20 protein-coding genes are annotated in these 19,009 nt (G+C 42.3%); 8 read left to right on the top strand and 12 right to left on the bottom strand.

The annotated features are described in order from the left end of the window. Positions 1 to 150 precede the first annotated feature (150 nt). Entirely contained in the window at positions 151 to 1,371 is a 1,221-nt protein-coding gene (gene chlP / locus AACS98_RS13910; protein ID WP_066381021.1) for a geranylgeranyl reductase, read from the top strand. 324 nt (positions 1,372 to 1,695) lie between these two features. Here chlP and AACS98_RS13905 read toward each other — a convergent pair whose 3' ends face one another. Further along, complete coding sequence (locus AACS98_RS13905; RefSeq protein ID WP_066380738.1) at positions 1,696 to 2,439, bottom strand: response regulator transcription factor; 744 nt, start codon at positions 2,437 to 2,439, stop codon at positions 1,696 to 1,698. Between the two features lie 155 nt (positions 2,440 to 2,594). Between AACS98_RS13905 and AACS98_RS13900 the strand changes: the two genes are divergently transcribed. Continuing rightward, entirely contained in the window at positions 2,595 to 3,659 is a 1,065-nt protein-coding gene (locus AACS98_RS13900) for a YheT family hydrolase (protein ID WP_066380737.1), read from the top strand. On the opposite strand, the gene AACS98_RS13895 is transcribed toward AACS98_RS13900, so the two are convergent. The 7 genes from AACS98_RS13895 to AACS98_RS13865 all read right to left on the bottom strand — a co-directional run bounded on the left by AACS98_RS13895 (position 3,656) and on the right by AACS98_RS13865 (position 9,984). Next, entirely contained in the window at positions 3,656 to 4,240 is a 585-nt protein-coding gene (locus AACS98_RS13895; RefSeq protein ID WP_066380736.1) for a Uma2 family endonuclease, read from the bottom strand. The genes AACS98_RS13900 and AACS98_RS13895 overlap by 4 nt on opposite strands. Positions 4,241 to 4,324: 84 nt before the next feature. Then, positions 4,325 to 4,906, bottom strand: a complete 582-nt coding sequence (locus AACS98_RS13890; protein ID WP_066380734.1) for a Uma2 family endonuclease — start codon at positions 4,904 to 4,906, stop codon at positions 4,325 to 4,327. A gap of 156 nt (positions 4,907 to 5,062) precedes the next feature. Continuing rightward, complete coding sequence (locus AACS98_RS13885; RefSeq protein ID WP_066381020.1) at positions 5,063 to 5,821, bottom strand: HAD family hydrolase; 759 nt, start codon at positions 5,819 to 5,821, stop codon at positions 5,063 to 5,065. A gap of 239 nt (positions 5,822 to 6,060) precedes the next feature. Then, the gene (locus AACS98_RS13880; protein WP_066380732.1) at positions 6,061 to 7,116 is read right to left on the bottom strand and encodes a 30S ribosomal protein S1; all 1,056 of its coding nucleotides are present in this window, start codon (positions 7,114 to 7,116) and stop codon (positions 6,061 to 6,063) included. 366 nt (positions 7,117 to 7,482) lie between these two features. Then, the gene (locus AACS98_RS13875; protein ID WP_066380730.1) at positions 7,483 to 7,590 is read right to left on the bottom strand and encodes a photosystem II reaction center protein T; all 108 of its coding nucleotides are present in this window, start codon (positions 7,588 to 7,590) and stop codon (positions 7,483 to 7,485) included. Between the two features lie 93 nt (positions 7,591 to 7,683). After that, the gene (gene psbB / locus AACS98_RS13870) at positions 7,684 to 9,213 is read right to left on the bottom strand and encodes a photosystem II chlorophyll-binding protein CP47 (protein ID WP_066380728.1); all 1,530 of its coding nucleotides are present in this window, start codon (positions 9,211 to 9,213) and stop codon (positions 7,684 to 7,686) included. A 447-nt stretch (positions 9,214 to 9,660) separates the two neighbouring features. Next, positions 9,661 to 9,984, bottom strand: a complete 324-nt coding sequence (locus tag AACS98_RS13865) for a hypothetical protein (protein WP_066380726.1) — start codon at positions 9,982 to 9,984, stop codon at positions 9,661 to 9,663. A 705-nt stretch (positions 9,985 to 10,689) separates the two neighbouring features. Here AACS98_RS13865 and bchI point away from each other — a divergent pair. Together bchI and AACS98_RS13855 are read left to right on the top strand one after the other, a co-directional pair. Beyond that, a complete protein-coding gene (gene bchI / locus AACS98_RS13860; RefSeq protein ID WP_066380724.1) occupies positions 10,690 to 11,814 on the top strand; it encodes a magnesium chelatase ATPase subunit I in 1,125 nt (374 codons plus the stop codon). 61 nt (positions 11,815 to 11,875) lie between these two features. Next, complete coding sequence (locus AACS98_RS13855; RefSeq protein WP_066380722.1) at positions 11,876 to 12,175, top strand: hypothetical protein; 300 nt, start codon at positions 11,876 to 11,878, stop codon at positions 12,173 to 12,175. A 171-nt stretch (positions 12,176 to 12,346) separates the two neighbouring features. Here the strand turns inward: AACS98_RS13855 and AACS98_RS13850 are convergent, their stop codons facing one another. Together AACS98_RS13850 and AACS98_RS13845 are read right to left on the bottom strand one after the other, a co-directional pair. After that, positions 12,347 to 13,435 (bottom strand): nucleotidyltransferase domain-containing protein, encoded by a 1,089-nt coding sequence (locus AACS98_RS13850; RefSeq protein WP_066380720.1) that lies wholly within the window; start codon positions 13,433 to 13,435, stop codon positions 12,347 to 12,349. Between the two features lie 82 nt (positions 13,436 to 13,517). Continuing rightward, on the bottom strand, positions 13,518 to 13,667 hold the full coding sequence (locus AACS98_RS13845) for a DUF2281 domain-containing protein (RefSeq protein WP_231866935.1): 150 nt from the start codon (positions 13,665 to 13,667) through the stop codon (positions 13,518 to 13,520). Positions 13,668 to 14,076: 409 nt separating this feature from the next. Between AACS98_RS13845 and rplU the strand changes: the two genes are divergently transcribed. Both rplU and rpmA read left to right on the top strand, forming a co-directional pair. Continuing rightward, on the top strand, positions 14,077 to 14,472 hold the full coding sequence (rplU, locus tag AACS98_RS13840; protein WP_066380717.1) for a 50S ribosomal protein L21: 396 nt from the start codon (positions 14,077 to 14,079) through the stop codon (positions 14,470 to 14,472). Positions 14,473 to 14,504: 32 nt separating this feature from the next. Continuing rightward, positions 14,505 to 14,783 (top strand): 50S ribosomal protein L27, encoded by a 279-nt coding sequence (rpmA, locus tag AACS98_RS13835; protein ID WP_066380715.1) that lies wholly within the window; start codon positions 14,505 to 14,507, stop codon positions 14,781 to 14,783. A gap of 70 nt (positions 14,784 to 14,853) precedes the next feature. Here the strand turns inward: rpmA and AACS98_RS13830 are convergent, their stop codons facing one another. Beyond that, positions 14,854 to 15,300 carry a hypothetical protein gene (locus AACS98_RS13830; RefSeq protein WP_066380712.1) on the bottom strand — a complete coding sequence of 149 codons (447 nt, stop codon included), beginning with the start codon at positions 15,298 to 15,300 and terminating at the stop codon, positions 14,854 to 14,856. A 267-nt stretch (positions 15,301 to 15,567) separates the two neighbouring features. Between AACS98_RS13830 and cruF the strand changes: the two genes are divergently transcribed. Together cruF and cruG are read left to right on the top strand one after the other, a co-directional pair. Continuing rightward, complete coding sequence (cruF, locus tag AACS98_RS13825; RefSeq protein WP_066381015.1) at positions 15,568 to 16,473, top strand: gamma-carotene 1'-hydroxylase CruF; 906 nt, start codon at positions 15,568 to 15,570, stop codon at positions 16,471 to 16,473. A gap of 267 nt (positions 16,474 to 16,740) precedes the next feature. Continuing rightward, positions 16,741 to 17,937, top strand: coding sequence for a 2'-O-glycosyltransferase CruG (gene cruG / locus AACS98_RS13820; RefSeq protein WP_066380708.1), 1,197 nt, complete (start codon positions 16,741 to 16,743; stop codon positions 17,935 to 17,937). Positions 17,938 to 17,988: 51 nt separating this feature from the next. Here cruG and rnhA read toward each other — a convergent pair whose 3' ends face one another. After that, positions 17,989 to 18,897, bottom strand: a complete 909-nt coding sequence (gene rnhA, locus AACS98_RS13815; protein ID WP_066381014.1) for a ribonuclease HI — start codon at positions 18,895 to 18,897, stop codon at positions 17,989 to 17,991. Between the last annotated feature and the right edge of the window lie 112 nt (positions 18,898 to 19,009).

Raw genomic sequence — 19,009 nt, 5'->3', positions numbered from 1 at the left:
AATCCCCAATCCCAACCTTAATCTTTTGTAACGAAATGTTAAGGATTGTTGCATTTATGTCAAAACCGGACGCAAGAGCGCGAAATCAGCTAAAAGACCGTGGTACGATGCTTTCGGTAAACGGTAAATGTGAAGATTGGGAGAAAACCTTTGACACTACGGGTTGCTGTTGTTGGCTCAGGCCCAGCTGGTTCCTCTGCTGCTGAAATCCTAGCAAAAGCTGGGATTGAAACCTATCTATTCGAGCGTAAGCTAGACAATGCCAAGCCCTGTGGGGGTGCAATTCCTCTGTGTATGGTCAGTGAATTTGACTTACCACCAGAGATTATTGATCGCCAGGTGCGGAAGATGAAGATGATTTCACCTTCCAATCGTGAGGTTGATATCAATCTAATAAAAGAAGAAGAATATATAGGAATGTGCCGCCGCGAAGTGCTAGATGGCTTCTTGCGGAATCGCGCGGCAAAACTAGGGGCAAATTTAATTAATGCCACAGTTCATAAAGTAGATATACCATCAAATAACACCGATCCATATACTATTCACTATATTGATCATAGTGAAGGCGGTGTACAAGGTGTTACCAAAACCCTGAAAGTAGATTTAATTATCGGGGCGGATGGGGCTAATTCCCGGATTGCCAAAGAAATGGATGCTGGGGATTATAATTATGCGATCGCTTTCCAAGAGCGAATTCGCTTACCCGAAGATAAACTGGCGTACTACCACGACCTAGCGGAAATGTATGTAGGAAATGACGTTTCTACAGACTTCTACGCTTGGGTGTTCCCCAAATATGACCACGTAGCGGTCGGTACTGGCACAATGCACGTCAATAAAGCCAGCATCAAACAGTTACAGGCTGGAATTCGCGCCCGTGCAGCCAAAAAGCTAGAAGGCGGCAAAATCATCAAAATCGAAGCTCACCCCATTCCTGAACACCCCCGTCCCCGTCGTGTGGTTGGACGTATCGCCTTAGTTGGAGATGCGGCTGGCTACGTTACCAAATCTTCCGGTGAAGGTATTTACTTTGCGGCGAAATCTGGACGGATGTGTGCAGAAACCATTGTGGAAGTTTCCCAAAATGGTAGCCGCATTCCTACAGAAAACGAAATCAAGCTTTATCTCAAGCGTTGGGATAAAAAATACGGACTCACTTATAAAGTTCTGGACATCCTGCAAACCGTATTCTATCGCTCTGATGCTACCCGCGAAGCATTTGTAGAGATGTGTGCAGACTTGGATGTGCAGAAGCTGACTTTTGACAGCTATCTTTATAAGACAGTTGTTCCCGCTAACCCCATCACTCAGTTAAAAATTACTGCTAAGACAATTGGTAGTCTGTTGCGTGGTAACGCCTTAGCACCCTAATTTAGACTGTTAACTGTTAACTGTTAACTGTTAACTGATTTAATTGGCACTCCCTAGATTCTGCTAGCAGGGAGTGCCAATTAATTTGAGAAAAGTTTGGCTTTAATGTGTAGCGGCGTATCTGTCAAGTTATAGGCAAGGCTTCCCTGTAGGGTAATTAGCGAAGCGAAATCTAAACAGGCATAACGCAAGCTATTGAAGAGTAGAATTTCCTGTGATCCTCACCCTACTTTGTGAATTGCCTCCTTTTGAGCATGATGCTAATGTTACTAATTCATGAAATCCATTACTGAGTTCACTTAAGTCAAGGAATTGAGTAAGATTTCATTCAACTACTGATGTAGTCGCACCCTCATTTGATGGTGGCACGCTGGGCAATTCCAGGCAATATCCCGCACCATAAACGGTTTTGATATAGCGAGGATGGCGGGGATCTGGTTCTAACTTGGTTCGCAAGTGCCGGATATGCACGCGAATAGTTTCAATGTCATCATCAGGATCGTAACCCCAAACTTCCCTCAAGATTTCGCTAGGGGAAACAGTTTGTCCATGACGTTGCAGCAAACAGTGCAGCAGTTCAAATTCTAAATGAGTGAGTTTCACCGTTTGATGGAACCATATAGCCTCAAATCGCTCTGGAACCAGAGTTAAAGGGCCATAATTCAAAATTTCGCTGTGCTTTGCTGCTTGGGGTATGCGGTCAGTGCGCCGTAATAACGCCCGTACTCTGGCCAACATCTCTTCTACCTCAAAGGGCTTGGTGAGGTAGTCGTCTGCGCCAGCATTAAAGCCTTCTACCTTATCTTGGGTTTGACTGAGGGCAGTCAACATCAGAACGGGAATCTCGGCTGTACGCTCATCTCGCCGCAAACGCTGGCAAACTGTAAATCCATCCACTCTCGGCAACATCAAATCCAGCATGATCAAGTCTGGTTGTAGCTGGAGAGCTAATGCTTGACCTTTGATGCCATCTTCGGCTTGACTAACATCGTAGCCAGCCATCTCTAGGTTGACAGCAACCAGTTCTGAAATTGCTGGGTCATCGTCTATGACAAGAATCCTTGGCATTCTTAAAAAATTATTACTACTTATTAAGGATAAATAAGAACCTTTGGTAGATACAAAGATTTCTGTCTTGATTATAAAAAAGATTTTAAATCTAACATAAACCTTAAAAATATTACAATTTCCAAATCAGCATTAAGTTACATGAAATTTTCGCAATGATGTGTTACTTTCCCTACAAACCAGCTTGGTTTTTAGAAAATGGTGCGATCGCAACAGTCTATACTGCTTTATGGGGTCAACGTTACTGGCAAAACACAATTCCTCATCCAGAGCCACTTTATAAAAAAACAGTGCTGATGGGCGGGCAGAATGTGCCGATTCATACCTGGATTGCCATCCCTGAAAATGCACATAGTACGATTGTAGGCACTTATGGGATTACAGGCGAGCTAGATAGTAATTGGTTGCTCAGAAGTCTGGCCACTAAAGCTTATGCCCAAGGATTTGCTGTCGTGTTATTTGATTGGCGCGGTCATGGTAAAACGGCTGAATTGTCACCTACATTAATGTCTGATGGCTTATTTGAGGGTGAAGATTTTGTCAGGATGGCGGCGGCGACTGCTGCTATGGGATGTCCGAGGAAATTTTGGTTTACAGGTTTCTCTCTAGGGGGACAATTGGCACTGTGGGGGTTAAAAAAGGCTGCTGACTTGACCAAAGACAATGAATATTTTGGTCTGAGATACAGCGATATTGCAGGTGGGGTAGTGCTTTGTCCTAATTTAGATAAGATGCGATCGCTCAAATATCTAGTCAGCTATCCCTTTGGTAGATACTTAGATTCTGTAATTGTTAAATCACTCAAAAAACTGGCCTGGCAAATACATGACACTCACCCCGGTAGCTTAGATGCAGCAGCTATTCAACGGGTAAATAGGATTTGGGATTTTGACGCTGAACTGGTAATTCCAAAACTCAGTTTTCCTTCAGTAGAAGCATATTATAAAGCCAGCAATGCTTTACAACTGTTACCAGAGATATCAAAACCAACTTTGATCATTTATGCTGCTGATGACCCATTTTTTCCCCCAGACATCATACCAGACTTACAAGCGGCTTGTGCTAGCAATCCGATGCTCGATTTGATTCTCACCCGTCATGGTGGTCATCTTGCCTATATGAGTAGCAAAAAAAATCAGCAACAAGCGCAAGACCCCGATCCTTGGTGGGCTTGGAATCGAGTCTTACAATGGTTGAAGTACATGATTTCTCTCAATTAAGACCGACTGATTGGCGGTAACATCTCTAAAATCCCAATCTGTAAGTCGGGAAACTCCAACGGTGTAATAGTCCCATCTTCCGCCAAAATAACTTGGTTTTGATAACCGTCAATAGTCGGTTCTCGGAAAACGTGCAATTGACGTTTAACTACATCTAACACCCAATAATCTCGAATTCCCGCTTGGGAATAAGCTTGAGCTTTAGTTTCACAATCCAGCTTCAGGCTACTATCTGCTACTTCTATAATTAGATAAACTTCAGCAGGTGTAGGATGGTGGTCTGCATAGTCTAAAGGATCTAATTTCACAACAGCAATATCCGGTTCTGGTTCAGACCGTTCATTTAACTTTACAGGGTCTTGAACACATATCAAAGCTAGATCCATTAAACTATTTTGCAGCAATCTATCTATTCTACCCACTGCTGATCGATGGGCTGTGCCTTTGGCAATCATCCAGATAATGTTTCCTTCTAAAAGTTCAACTCGTTCCTCTGCACCAAAAATACCAGCCTCAGCCATTCGGTGATATTCTTCAACTGTCCACTGGCGAAGTTGTAATGTGGTTTCTGTGTTTTGCATGACTTGTTGCCCACTAGCAGAAATAAATATATTAGTATCTTTATATTGACAGATAAACAATAATATGATATTTAATTTTTCTATTTAATCCTGATGTACAGCAGCAAAAATTTGCGCTACTTTGAGATTTAGCTGATTAAATTGTGGAGAAACGATTAAATCATCACCAGAAAAGTTACCAATCTCGCTGTAAGTATTATCAGAGAGTTCTAACACCAATACAGTTTGGTTTTCGGGGTCAACAATCCAATATTCAGGAATCCCGCAATCTTGATACTGCACACGCTTGGCAATAAAATCTCTATGTCGTTGTAATTCTCCGGGACTCACCACTTCTACCACCAATAGCGGAGGTAGCATCGATAGGCGAATAGTATTACGCTGTGCTAACTGCTGAATATGCTCTTCCCTAATAATAGTCAGATCAGGATAACGGTTTCTGGGTTCTCCTCTGACTTCCAGTTCTAAACCATGCCCCCGTACTCTTCTATAACCTAATAGTGAGGCAAATTGAATTAATAAGAAGGTGGCAATCTGAACATTAATCCCTGATTCTGGTGGCATCTCGATTAACTCCCCATTAAACAACTCATAAAGCTTATCTGTGCCATCATCATAGGACAGGTATTCTTCAAAGCTTTGAAATCGATGTTTAACTGATAGCATCAGAGGTTCTCCATGAAGAGTCTTAATGCCAGTTTAGTTTAACTGGGGAATGGAGAGTAGGAAGTGCGGATACTTGAATCAATTTTAGTCTTGTAGGGTGCGTCAGACTGTTTAAATGCTGTCAATAAATGTATTTTTGATATCTGACGCACCCTACTAATATGCCAGTTGCGTAAGTTCTGAATTTTCTAAAAGTTGAATTTCATCTAGTCTGTTAATCACCACATCCGCACCTTGGACATTATTGGATTGATTTACCCAAGTAATACCGATACAACCTGCGGCTTTGGCATTTCGCGCCATTTGCATATCACCGACGGAATCACCTACCATTAATGTAGCTTCGGGTTCTACACCTAGGACTTGACAAGCTTGTAGAAATAGTGCCGGATCTGGTTTACTCAGTCCATCATCTACGCCTATTTCAGCTTGGATGTAATCACTTAATTGATATCGTGCTACAAAATCTTTAACTTCTGCTGTTGTCGCGGCGGAAAGGATACCAAGTTTGATTTCTGCGGCTGAGAGGGTTTGTAAAACTGTTAAAACGCCAGTAAATAGAGGTGCAGGAGTTGATTTAACGGCTTTTTCCGCTTCATCTAAGGCTTGACGAGCAATTTTTAAAGATTCAAACCATCCTTTCCCGGTTTCGGCAATATAGGCGGCGGTGGCTATTTCTGTGTCTCGGCGGCTAGCGACTGCCATGATGCCAGCATGATCTAGGATATCGCCGTTAATCCCAAATGCCATTAATAAGGGTTCGCCAATCCCAGGGAATTGAGCATCGATTAACCGGGCTGCTTTTTGTCCAAGCGATCGCAAATAAATTTCTGAGTCTTCTAAAGTACCATTTTTGTCGAAAAAAATCGCCTGAACATTCGGAAAATTTACGTTTCTACATTGAATAGTTGTCAAAATATTACTCCACAAAATAATCAGGGACTTCCAGAGCAAAAAATCTCCAAAATGTAGGGTGCATCAGTATGAACATTTTCTTGGTATAGCTAGAGTTTCTCGTACTGACGCACCCTACTAAGAGTCGATTTGGATAATTGATTTTTTGGTGTTCCCTAAAAATTGATCAACCCATAAAAAAAGAGGGAATTTCCCTCTTTTAAAATTGTTTTAATGCTTTTCACTACAGTTTAACTGTATTATTCTTCAATAGCTGCGGGTGTTTCTGCTTCTGCTGCTGCTTCAATTGCTGTATCAGCTTCAGCTTCAGCTTCAGCTTCAGTAGCTGAAGGAATTTCTTCTTCATCAACCGCAGTGGTAACTTCTACTTCTTCAGTTGGTAAAGTAATACCTTGCTGTTTAGCTAGCAGCTGTTCTCGATACTTAGCAGCCATTTCTTCGGCCTTATCATAAACCAGATCACGGTTTTTAATCATGTCACCGGGTTCTGGTTCTAGCTGTTTGGTAGACAGAGAAATTCTGCCTCTTTCTGCATCCAAGTCAATGATCATCACTTTCACTTCATCATTGACATTAAATACACTGTGGGGTGTATCAATATGCTCGTGAGAAATTTCAGAGATGTGCAACAAACCACTCACACCACCGATATCGATGAAAGCACCGTAGGGTTTGATACCGCGTACTGTACCAATGACGACTTCGCCCACTTCTAGGCGGTTCATCTTACGTTCAACTAATGCCCGACGGTGAGATAGAACTAGGCGGTTCCGTTCTTCATCTACTTCTAAGAATTTTAATGGTAGTTCTTCGCCGACCAATTCTTCTTTAGGTTTGCGGGTGCTGATGTGAGAACCGGGGATAAAACCACGCAATCCTTCGATTCTAACCAACGCTCCACCACGGTTGGTAGCAAATACACCAGAGCGCACGGTAGCATCTTCTGCTTGTAGCTGCCGTACACGCTCCCAAGCACGCATATATTCGATACGACGGATGGAAAGAGTTAGCTGTCCATCTTCATTTTCATCGGTGAGGATGAAAAATTCTCTTGTTTCGTTTGATTGTAAAACTTCTTCCGGGGCATCAACCCGGTTTATAGACATTTCTTGTATAGGTATGTATGCTGCTGTCTTAGCACCGATGTCAATCAGAGCGCCACGCGGTTCTATACTAAAAACTGTGCCTGGTACGATATCTCCGGGGCTGAAATGATAATCGTACTTATCAAGTAGGGCGGCGAAATCTTCGTGAGTAAATCCTATTTCTGTAGCGGTTAAGTTCTGATTGACCATGCTGATTTGTTCCTGGTTCGAGTCTCCGTAAAGGTTATGCCATAATAGCGATATGTATGCAACTGCCTAAATGGTAGTGTACACCGACTTTTTTTAATCCTAGCCTAGAAAAGCTAGTATTAACACATATCAACTTCCAGATAGATAATTATATCATAACTATCTGAACAAGATTTATTCACAAATTTATTAACCAAGTTCTGCTTTTAGGAGTTATGCCCCCGTTGCTCATGGAAAACTATTAGTTAACTATAACTATTTTAGCTACATTGCTCAAAAAGCAAAACCGGAAAATATCCGTTGTTCCTGAGTGTAGAAACAACGGATACAAATTTGATCTGAGTGTCAATGTTTGGTGTCAATGACCTACTTATCTTCTTTTTTCTCGATGCGAGGGGGTTCGCGGAATGCGATCGCAAAGAAGAGAACACCAATTGCCAGGGTCAAAATTAAGATGTACGCAACGCTTTCCATGTTAAAAGCTCCTGCCTATCCAGCTAGTAATTAAAGTATTGAGGATTGGGTGATGAGAAAAATTTTCTTCTCCCCATCGCCCATCCCTGGAAATTAAAGAGCTTCCTTCCGGCGGGTTGTTTTGTCACCCACTTTCTGGAATAGACCCCATTCCACTTGCTCTTCTAGATCCGCTTCCACACCAGCAAATACGTCTCGGTAGATTGTCCGAGAACCGTGCCAGATATGGCCAAAGAAGAAGAATAGAGCAAATATAGCGTGACCAAAGGTAAACCAACCTCTAGGAGATGTACGGAATACACCGTCAGAGTTTAAGGTTTCGCGGTCAAATTCAAAGATTTCTCCACCTTGAGCTTTCCGGGCATATTTCTTCACATCGACGGGATCGGTAAAGGTTTTACCATCCAAATCGCCACCGTAGAAGCTAACAGTTACGCCTGTTTGCTCAAAGCTATACTTAGATTCTGCCCGACGGAAGGGGATGTCAGCGCGGACAATACCATCAGCATCGGTCAGGATAACTGGGAATGTTTCAAAGAAGTTGGGTAGACGACGTACAGTTAATTCTCTACCTTCAGCATCTGTGAATACGGCGTGACCTTGCCAAGATTGGGCAATACCATCACCTTTCACCATTGGCCCTGTACGGAATAAACCACCTTTAGCGGGGCTATTACCAACGTAATCGTAGAAAGCCAATTTTTCAGGAATTTGTGACCACGCTTCAGAAAGGCTTGCACCTTGAGCTACGCTAGATTGCACACGACGCTCGATTTCTTGGCGGAAGTAGCCTTGATCCCATTGGTAACGGGTAGGCCCAAACAGTTCAATGGGGGTGGTAGCACTACCGTACCACATTGTTCCAGCAACTACGAAAGCCGCAAAGAATACTGCTGCAATACTGCTAGAGAGTACGGTTTCAATGTTACCCATCCGCAGGGCTTTGTAGAGCCTTTCGGGTGGTCTAACTGTCAGGTGGAATAAACCAGCAATAATACCAACAACACCAGCAGCGATGTGGTGAGCCACTACACCACCGGGGTTATACGGGTTAAAACCGGCTGGCCCCCATTCTGGTGCTACTGGTTGCACGCTACCAGTAATACCATAGGCATCAGAAATCCACATTCCAGGGCCAAATAGACCTGTGAGGTGGAAAGCACCAAAACCAAAACAAAGTAAACCAGATAAGAACAGGTGAATGCCAAACATTTTTGGCAAGTCTAGAGCAGGTTCGCCAGTGCGGGGATCTCTGAAGAGTTCCAAATCCCAGTAAACCCAGTGCCAAACGGCAGCTAAGAATAATAAACCAGACAGAACGATGTGAGCTGCGGCAACGCCTTCAAATGACCAGAAACCAGGATCAACTGCTGAAGCTCCAGTCACACTCCAACCGCCCCAAGATTGGGTAACGCCTAACCGCGCCATGAAGGGCAGCACAAACATTCCTTGCCGCCACATGGGGTTGAGAACTGGGTCGCTGGGGTCATAAATAGCTAATTCGTATAAAGCCATTGAACCAGCCCAGCCTGCCACTAAGGCTGTGTGCATCAAGTGTACAGAAATCAGTCGGCCTGGGTCATTCAGAACGACTGTATGTACTCGGTACCAGGGTAGTCCCATCGACTACGCTCCTCCTCGATGAGTTATGTTTACAAAACAATTTTCTTACTTAAGGTGCCAAGGTTGGAAGCCTCACCTCGGACTTCTCTGATTTTTTTACTGCCAGAGCCTGAGCTTTGCCATCATCCAGCTTTGTCAGCTAGATATGGCCGCCTTAGCAATGCTGACACATTTCGGAGAAATTATCCCAGATGCTAGCGATCGCTAAGTAAAAATGAGAATTATTTAAAAAAGTGTAACTATTGATGGAACTGTTTGCAAGCGTGTAAATAGATGCGCTCAGATGGTCTGTAAGATTTATCTTGCCATGAATCGCCGTTAATATATATTTTGCGTATTTTTATAAATCTTTACATTTTGGGATTGGAAGGGACTGGGGACTGGGGACTGGGTATTGGGGACTGGGTAAAAGTTTTTCTTCCTCCGCTCCCTCATCCCCCTCATCCCCTAAACGACTAATTGGATATTTTGCAAATGACACTTGGCTTGAGCAGTTCCTAGTCGCTCAATTACTTGTTCAGCCGTCAGCAAGCGTTTTATTACAACTTGACCAATAGTTTGATTTACAAATTCTGATGTGCTTGGTTTCACTTCTACGGTTAACACATCATCTTCAATGCGGTACAGCCACATTAATTCATTTTTTTCTACTAAACAAATATTTAGGCGTTGAATATCTGGTTGTCGTCGCCATGCGGTTATCTGCCATAGTCCATCAGATGCCCACACTCTGCCTACAGTCCATCCTTCAGCAAGAAAGAAATATTTCACGGTTTTAGTCTCACTATTGTAACTTTATAATCTGCTGTTTACAGTCTCGCCACCATCGCATTAGATGATGTATAAACATGAGATTTGTTAGTTAAGCCATCATGGTGACTTTGGAGTGTTGTAGTAATTAATTACTCCTTAGTCTACCTAATTCCACAAGATAACCCTGAGATACTAAAAAAACGATTTCTCTGAGGTTAGATTTTAGTAGCAATTGTCTGTGCAGGCTACAACCAAGTAACAATAACTCAATTTTTATTATTAATTAATGTTAAAGATTGTTCCTGCTTGAGACGCTTAACAAACCTCATTCTTTGGTAATCGTGAATTTATGACAATTTTAGTCAATGTTTGAGATTTTGACTAAATAATGTCGGTGTTTTTTATAAAAATGATTTGGTTATTCTTCTTAAGAAAAACTTAATGATATTCGGTGGCAATACTAATACCAAAAATTGCTGCTCAACACCGAAATTATTCATGAGACTCTGCATGTTGGCATAGCCTCTGATCAAGAAAAATATTTTCGCCACTCTCTAGAAGTTAGGAAACCGCAAAAGCCCGGTGGGTGGTTCTGTTTGTTCGAGTCGCCAAGAATGAAATTTTGCCCAACTAGAATCTACATCTGATCTGTTCGCTCCCCCGAAGCCCTAAGTGTGGCACAATAAAGAACTGTAATAAGAAAAATATTGTTAAGGTAATTTAGTGACTCCAACTGCTCAATCCACGGCAAGTGCGCGTCGCGTGGTATTTCCATTTACGGCAATTGTGGGCCAGGAAGAAATGAAACTGGCACTGCTGTTAAACGTGATTGATCCCAAAATTGGTGGTGTAATGATTATGGGCGATCGCGGTACCGGCAAATCCACAACTATCCGGGCGCTGGCTGACCTATTACCAGAAATTCCTGTGGTTGCCAATGACCCCTTCAACAGCCACCCCAGCGACCCCGACCTGATGAGTGATGAAGTCCGCCAAAAGGTTGACCAAGGGGCAGAAGTTGCCTTAGAACTGAAAAAAGTTCAAATGGTAGACCTACCCCTCGGTGCTACGGAAGACCGGGTATGTGGCACTATCGACATTGAAAAAGCTTTATCTGAAGGTGTGAAAGCTTTTGAACCAGGTCTGCTGGCTAAAGCAAATCGGGGTATCCTCTACGTGGATGAGGTCAACTTGTTAGATGACCACCTAGTAGACGTACTCCTCGACTCTGCTGCTAGTGGCTGGAACACTGTAGAACGGGAAGGTATTTCTATCCGTCACCCGGCAAGATTTGTCTTGGTCGGTTCTGGAAACCCAGAAGAAGGTGAATTACGTCCTCAGCTACTTGACCGCTTTGGGATGCACGCAGAAATTCACACGGTTAAAGAACCTGCTTTGCGGGTGCAAATTGTCGAACAACGGTCAGAATTTGACCAAAATCCGCCCTCATTTCTGGAAAAACACAAAACTGACCAAGAAGCACTCCAACAAAAAATAGTCAACGCGCAAAAGCTGTTACCAGAAGTTAAGCTTGACTATGACCTGCGGGTGAAAATTTCTGAGGTTTGTTCAGAATTAGATGTAGACGGTTTACGTGGTGATATCGTGACTAACCGCGCCGCCAAAGCTTTAACAGCTTTTGAGGGACGTACAGAAGTCACAGTTGATGATATTCGCCGTGTAATTACTTTATGTTTACGTCACCGTCTGCGGAAAGACCCCTTAGAATCAATTGATTCTGGTTATAAAGTCGAAAAAGTTTTTGCCCGTGTTTTTGGTGTAGAACTACCAGAAGATGATGCGGCACAGAAAAACGGTGCTGGTCAAATGAAGACAGGTGTCCGGTAATTATCGTCAGTGAACAGTAATCATGATTAACTGTTCACTGAGAACTCATCACTCAGGACTCATGAGAGTTTGGCAATTTTGGTTAAACAGCTTGATTTTAGCTAGCCAATACAATCCGCCTCGGTTTGTAGAGTTAGTGATGTTGATGCTAGCGATCGCCATGTTAGCTGTAGCGACGATTTTACCAGAACTACCCTATTTAGTCTTGGGCTTAAGCTTGGTGATTGGTGCATCTATTTCTATTTTAGTGCGAGAGGCGATCGCACCCTCACCCCAAACCAGACTTACCCAACTCACAGCAGTATTATTATGTCTTATCAGTTTCTACGGTTTCGCCGACTTAATCAAAACTCTTGACTAATGGCTATCGTAAAGTCAGTTAGTAGGGTGCGTCAGTACGAATCATTTCTGGGAATATCAAGGGTTTCTCTGACTGACGCACCCTACATATTGTTATTCCCAATGCCCAAGAATTCTTTAATTTTGAATTTTGTAGCTTGCTTCCCGTAGGGTATTTTGAATTTTGAATTAATTACCACCCTTCCATTTCCACTAATTCCATACACAAATCATTAATTTGCTCTAAATCTGGTTGATGAGGTAAACTTGAATTTTCATAGACAGATTCCATTTGAGCAACTAAATCATCTGCCATTTTCATCACCTCTTCATAAGAATACGCACCCTTGAGAATAGCTCTTAAATCCTCCACATCACCCGCTATTCTTCTATCTACAATTATTTGTCCTGTCTGCAATATTTCTAAACCACTGCGTAGTAATCTAATGCAGTGCATCCCATGTTTCAAGTCAAAACCTGACTTTCTTTCCATTTCCGCCCTAGCGGGATTGCGGTTTTCTTGCCATGATATATAAGCTTGCCATTCTCTTAACGCTATTTGGTAATTTTGGCTTTTCTGTAATAGGCGAATAAAATCCTTACGGCTATTAGTTAACTTTTGGGTATATTCCAAAGCCTCATCAGGTAAAGTGTATTGTTTTAGTAACCCTTTAAAATCAATATCAGCCGTTAGCAATTTATATAATTGTTCAGCTTCTTCTAAAAATTCTATTTTCCCTCTAATTAAAATATACAAATACTCTAAAAAAGCATTTAATTCATCTTTAATCAAAGGCTGTTCATTTTCCATGCCAAAATCAGATGGTAGTGGTTTCTTTTGCGGGGGATTCAACAACCACTTCCGATGAGTTTCCATCTTTTTGATTTGAGCAAAAGCATAGCCAGAGTAAGTATGTTTAACTTTCTTACTTAAAAATAATTTTCTGTGTTTAATTAAATGCTGTCCGACTGAAGTTAAAACCGGGTAATTAGGTAACCACAGCAATTCTAAAACATTGGGATTAGCACCTGCTAATAACTGAAGGACTTTTTTAAGTTCATAGATAACTGTATCTTTATTACCATCAATAAACGAAAAAATTCCTGTTTCATCCCAACCAGTATCTTTTTGTTCGATGCGATCAAATCCTAAATAATATCTTTTAGGCGCGATAAACACACCTCGGAAATCAAAATCAGAATCAGGGCGGTTTAGCCCATAGCCATGACTACCTGCTAAACCAATTAAAATAGTTCTTTTTTCAACTTCTATTCTTTTCATAGCAATAATTTAAGATATCAAAATTCATCAGGTAAAGGCTCATTAAAATCATCACTCATCCAAATTTCACCTTGATTTAAACCTAGTACCTTTTCTCAGGCATTTGTTCAGGTTGATAATATTTTTGTGCTAAAAATTCTACAAAATCTAAAACCTGCTGTTGCTGTTCCGGTGCGAGGGTTTGCAGTTTAGCAATTAATTCTGAGGTGATATCGACAGCTTGAGCAGTCATCTCAGCTTCTCCTTAGTAGAGTCTAATTTTATGTTACTTGTTTATGTTAGGCGATCGCCTAATTTATCACTCTACAAATCGAAGCTGGCTCTAAAGGGAAAATCTGAGCAAACATATCCGGTAGTTGCTCAGATTTATTGGTGCTGTTCTGTGTCGCTATTGACTACATCAACGACTTTCAAAATTTCGTAAACTCATGTCGAAATTATTGATAAATTTTCCTCTGCTCAATACTTCTAAATCCCTAGTCATAACCTATGGCTACTGACTTGACTTAACACTATTGGATGGTATATGATTTTAGATTGTCTGTCTAATTCCTGCTCGGATCAGGTAGACATCCTACAAAAGCTGACATCTACAACAGATAAAGTCCAGCTACCTGTACGGCAACCTCAAGGACAATTACATGACCTACGCAATTATTGAAACTGGCGGCAAACAATTAAGAGTAGAGCCAGGTCGTTTTTATGATATTGAACTGCTCGCTGCTGAACCAGATGCAACAGTTACAATAGATTCTGTATTACTGGTGCAGCATGACGGTGAAGTTACCATTGGACAGCCGTTAGTCTCAGGGGCAACAGTAGAAGGAACAGTGATGCGCCATCTGAGAGGGCGCAAAGTCCTGGTTTATAAAATGAAGCCCAAAAAGAAAACCCGCAAAAAACGGGGGCATCGCCAGGAAATCACTAGACTAATGATTAATTCCATCACCCTTAACGGTACTGTATTCACCGCACCCGCAGACGCAACTGCTGAGGCTGGTGTTGCTAGTACCCCAGGTGCGGAAACTGCTGAATAATAGTAAAGAAGAAGCGATAAAAACAGGAAATTATGGCTCATAAGAAAGGAACAGGTAGTACACGTAACGGTCGTGACTCTAATGCCCAGCGTCTAGGTGTGAAGCGTTTTGGTGGGCAAGCTGTACGCGCGGGTAATATTCTTGTGCGTCAACGGGGAACCAAATTTCACCCTGGTAACAACGTCGGTATCGGCAAAGATGACACTTTGTTTGCTTTGGTTGATGGTGTAGTTACCTTTGAAAGAAAAGGTAAATCCCGCAAAAAAGTCAGTGTTTATCCAGCAGTTGCAGCAGAAGCAGTAGCTAGCTAGATAATTCTCAGGGTGGGTAATGCCCACCCTAAAATTTAGGTTTTAGTAGGATGCCAGAAATAACCAGCGATTACCACAGTAATAATCGCTGCATAAATATCATATTTATCAGCGCGCCTAATCCTACGCCAGCAATGGAGAAAATAGACGTAATTATAAATGCTTGTCCTTCTTTAAAACCAGCTGATTGAAAATCAATTCTCGCTAGTATAGCAGCAGAAATAATCAGCAATGTATCAAGAAATACGCGAAACCAGGCAAGCATGATGAAAAATAAAAATGCTCCGAATACGGTAGCAATGAAACTCTTAGTATTTGAGCCAAAGAAAACACCGAAGTATTTTGCTATTGTTGCATAGGGAGCGGTTAAAATTCCTACCAACAGTAATAATGTTAGTACCAGGGCGAGCCACACAAACCAAGGGGCTTTTGCCTCAGATAATACCCAACCCAAGGTACTGTAGCTAAGTAGTAATAGCGTTAAGGCTATCCAGGGAATTTTGTTGACAATTAGCATGGGTTGGTGTATTAATAGCTAGTCTAGTTATGGGATGAACTAGAGATTAAATCAGTTATCTGAATGTATTGTGGCAGCAATAGCTTAGACTATAAGTTTATCATCATATTTTTTGTAGATGTAATTCACAGATTGTTATGCTGTGACAAGCAAGTTCAACAAATTTTCGCAGAGATTAGGGTAAAAAATAGTTAAATTTTTTCGTAAATATTTGTAAACTGTTAGCAGCAGAGTAGCGAATTATCACATTGTGTTTAAGGAATTATGATCAAACAGCTTGTTATCGTTGAGCGCGTCAGCCTCATCGGTCATATTGTGTCAATGGTATTTGGATTGGTAGGTATACTACTGGTTATACCTAATGCCGAAGTGATTTTACACTTATCCGAGATTGGACAGACTGCCATGCAGTGGAGTATGGCTGGTGGTGGTGTGGTCTATATGATCTTGGGTGCAGCAGCTGTATTTTTGTATGGCTTGCGGACATTAGGTTTAGGTCGTATTTTGGGGTTTATGCTGCCTGCGGTCTTGATTTCCTTAACCAGTGAACTTTTAGGAACTAGCACAGGTTTTCCTTTTGGACACTACAGTTACTTAAGTGGCTTGGGGTATAAAATCGCAGGTTTAGTACCATTTACCATTCCTTTGTCATGGTTCTATGTGGGATGTTCTGCCTATCTGTTGGGGCGTGCTGGTTTAGAAGTTGACAAAAAACCCAGTTTGTTGCGTCATGTAGGTGCGATTGGCTTGGGTGCATTGTTGCTGACTTCCTGGGATTTTGTACTTGATCCGGCAATGAGCCAAACTTCCCTACCCTTCTGGTATTGGCAACAACCAGGGGCGTTCTTTGGGATGCCTTATCAAAACTTTGCTGGCTGGTTGGGTACTGGTGCGGTATTTATGACTGTGGCGGCATTGTTGTGGAGAAATCAGCCAATCAAATTTGAGCGATCGCAGCTAAATGTACCACTAGCTATTTATCTCGGCAACTTTGGTTTTGCTACTGTGATGAGCTTGGCTGCTGGGTTTTCCATTCCTGTATTATTGGGCTTGGTCTTAGGTGTAGCTCCTGCTTTGGCGTTATGGTGGAACAGTTCAGCTTCTCCCGCCCAAATTGCCGTCGAACCAGCCAATGAAGTCTCTGTGGCTAGCGTTAAAGTTGCTTTGAAGTAAACGTGTTTAGGGAATGGGGACAAATCAATTCAAAATTCAAAATTCAAAATTCAAAATTAAAGAATTGTTGAGTAATCGGAAATGGCATTGTAGGGGCTTCCGTGAGCTTTAACCGCAGGGTGTAGGGGAGATTTTTTCCCACAATTCTTGACTTTTGTCTTTTGAATGTGTGACTTTTGACTTGTTTATGCCCAATCCCCAATCCCCAATTCGCTAAAAAATACATCTTAGTTATAGTAAAGATTCCCATTGCAGAATATTTTTACCGTGGATAACGCTGTCACAGTAGTCAGCATCCTCTCATTACTACTGTTAGTTTTGCAATTACCTGCAACAGCAATACTGCTTTCTCGTCTGTTCAAGGGGCCAAGACGTAACCCCCCTATCCAACCGCAACAGCCCACACCAGAGATGTTCGGTAGTGTCAGCGTTGTAGTGCCTACGCTAAATGAAGCACTTCGCATTAGCCCATTGTTAGCAGGTTTGAGTCGGCAAAGTTACGAAGTGCGAGAAATTATTGTTGTAGATAGCAAATCTCAAGATGGGACTCCCGACTTAGTAAAAGCGACACAGCAACAAGACCCGCGCTTTCGCTTGATGAATGATGACCCTTTACCCCCTGGTTGGGTTGGTCGTCCTTGGGCTTTGCATAATGGCTTTTTGTTTAGCGCAGAAGATAGTCAATGGTTTTTAGGGATGGATGCTGATACACAGCCTCATCCTGGGTTAGTGGCTAGCTTAGTGAAAACCGCAACAGTACAGGGTTATGATTTGGTTTCCCTGTCTCCTCAGTTTATCCTCAAGTATCCTGGGGAATGTTGGCTGCAACCTGCATTGTTGATGACTCTACTTTACCGCTTTGACCCGGCAGGGATTACTACAGACCAACCACAAAGAGTCATGGCTAATGGTCAATGCTTTTTGTGTCGGCGTTCTGTGTTGGCGGCTGTGGGTGGTTATAGTAGTGCGAGTAGTTCTTTTTGTGATGATGTCACTTTAGCACGTTATATTGCTGCCCAAGGATTTAAGGTAGGCTTTTTAGACGGTGCAAAGGTGCTGAAGGTACGAATGTATGAGGGTGCGAGAGAAACTTGGAAAGAATGGGGGCGTAGTCTCGACCTCAAAGACGCATCACCGCAAGCGCAGGTTTGGGGAGATTTATGGTTATTGTCGGCAGTGCAAGGTTTACCCATCCTGATTTTACTAAGTTATTTGTTAGTTTCGTTACTGCTGCCCTTGCCTGCGGTGTTGCCTTTACAGGGTTTATTGGGATTGAATGTATTTTTATTGGTGATTCGCTTTGCTATGCTATTAGCGATCGCCCCTTCCTATGACCGAAAAGATGCTCAAGGTGGTTGGCTGTTCTGGTTGTCTCCTTTGGCTGACCCTTTGGCAGTGTTGCGTATCTTTTTATCTGCATTTCGTCAGCCCAAGGAGTGGCGAGGTAGAAAATATAGTCAGTGAAAACGGTAAAAGACGCGATAAATCGCGTCTTTACTAGAATTTATGACTCAATTAATCTTCTTCACCTCCCAGGCGATCGCCTCGTTCTAATTCCCAGAGAATTTGATTACCTTCGCGTCTCACCCGTGACACTATCCAATTTCGCCAACGCCATTGGTCTCCGCGACTGGTGACAGCACTGGCGTGAACATCCATCAAATCTGCTAACTCAGAACTGGTGATCAGGTAGCCTTTAGCGGCTATTTCGTCAGCAATACGTAGAGTTTCGATTAAGTTACGCAGTTGGTCAACCCGATGTTCGGGTAGCTTGTCTTCGATTGTAGCCGCCGCTTGTGCGGTAGGTGGTTCCATAGTGGTTGTGTTTGTTACAGAAGTACCGACTTCTTGTGTTTTTTTATTAACTATTGTAGAGTTTGTAACATAATTAGGTACTTTTGTTACAGTATTTGCGTTGGGATTAGGTAAAGATTTGTAAGGAAAAGATGCAGATAATTGCTGTAAAGATGGGACTTTGCCAGTAGCAAAACTGCGAGCAATCACATCACAGCGTTCATTACCGACGTTACCAGAATGACCACGTACATGATGCCAATTGACTTGCATAGTATTCAGTTCGTCTAAAATTTCGAGTAAGTCTTGATTTTGTACGGGGTTGCCGTCGGCTTTTTTCCAGCCTTTGCGCTTCCAGCCTTTTACCCATTTGGTAACGCAGTTAATCAAGTATTCGCTATCAGTGTAGAGGGTGATAGGTTGAGTTTGTCCAGAGGCATGAAAAAATTTTAAAGCGGCGATCGCAGCTTGCATTTCCATTTTATTATTCGTGGTATGGCTGGCAGCCTCGCCCATTTCATGAATTGAGCCATCATTGAAATAGACAACCACACCCCAACCCCCAGGGCCAGGATTACCGGTGCAAGCACCATCTGTGTATATACTTTCGATTATCGGTTGAGTAGACATAGTAAAAATATTAAACCGCATTGGTACGCAACGACTTTAGCGGCACAAGATAGGAAGCAATATATAAGTTTACACAGTTAAGTTGATTTGTTGAGAGTAAGGACTGAAGTCC

This window comes from Anabaena sp. CA = ATCC 33047 (assembly GCF_963870205.1).
Taxonomy (GTDB): Bacteria; Cyanobacteriota; Cyanobacteriia; order Cyanobacteriales; family Nostocaceae; genus Trichormus.
Note: the sequence above shows the minus strand (reverse complement) of the source record. Positions and strands in the feature narration are given on the sequence as shown.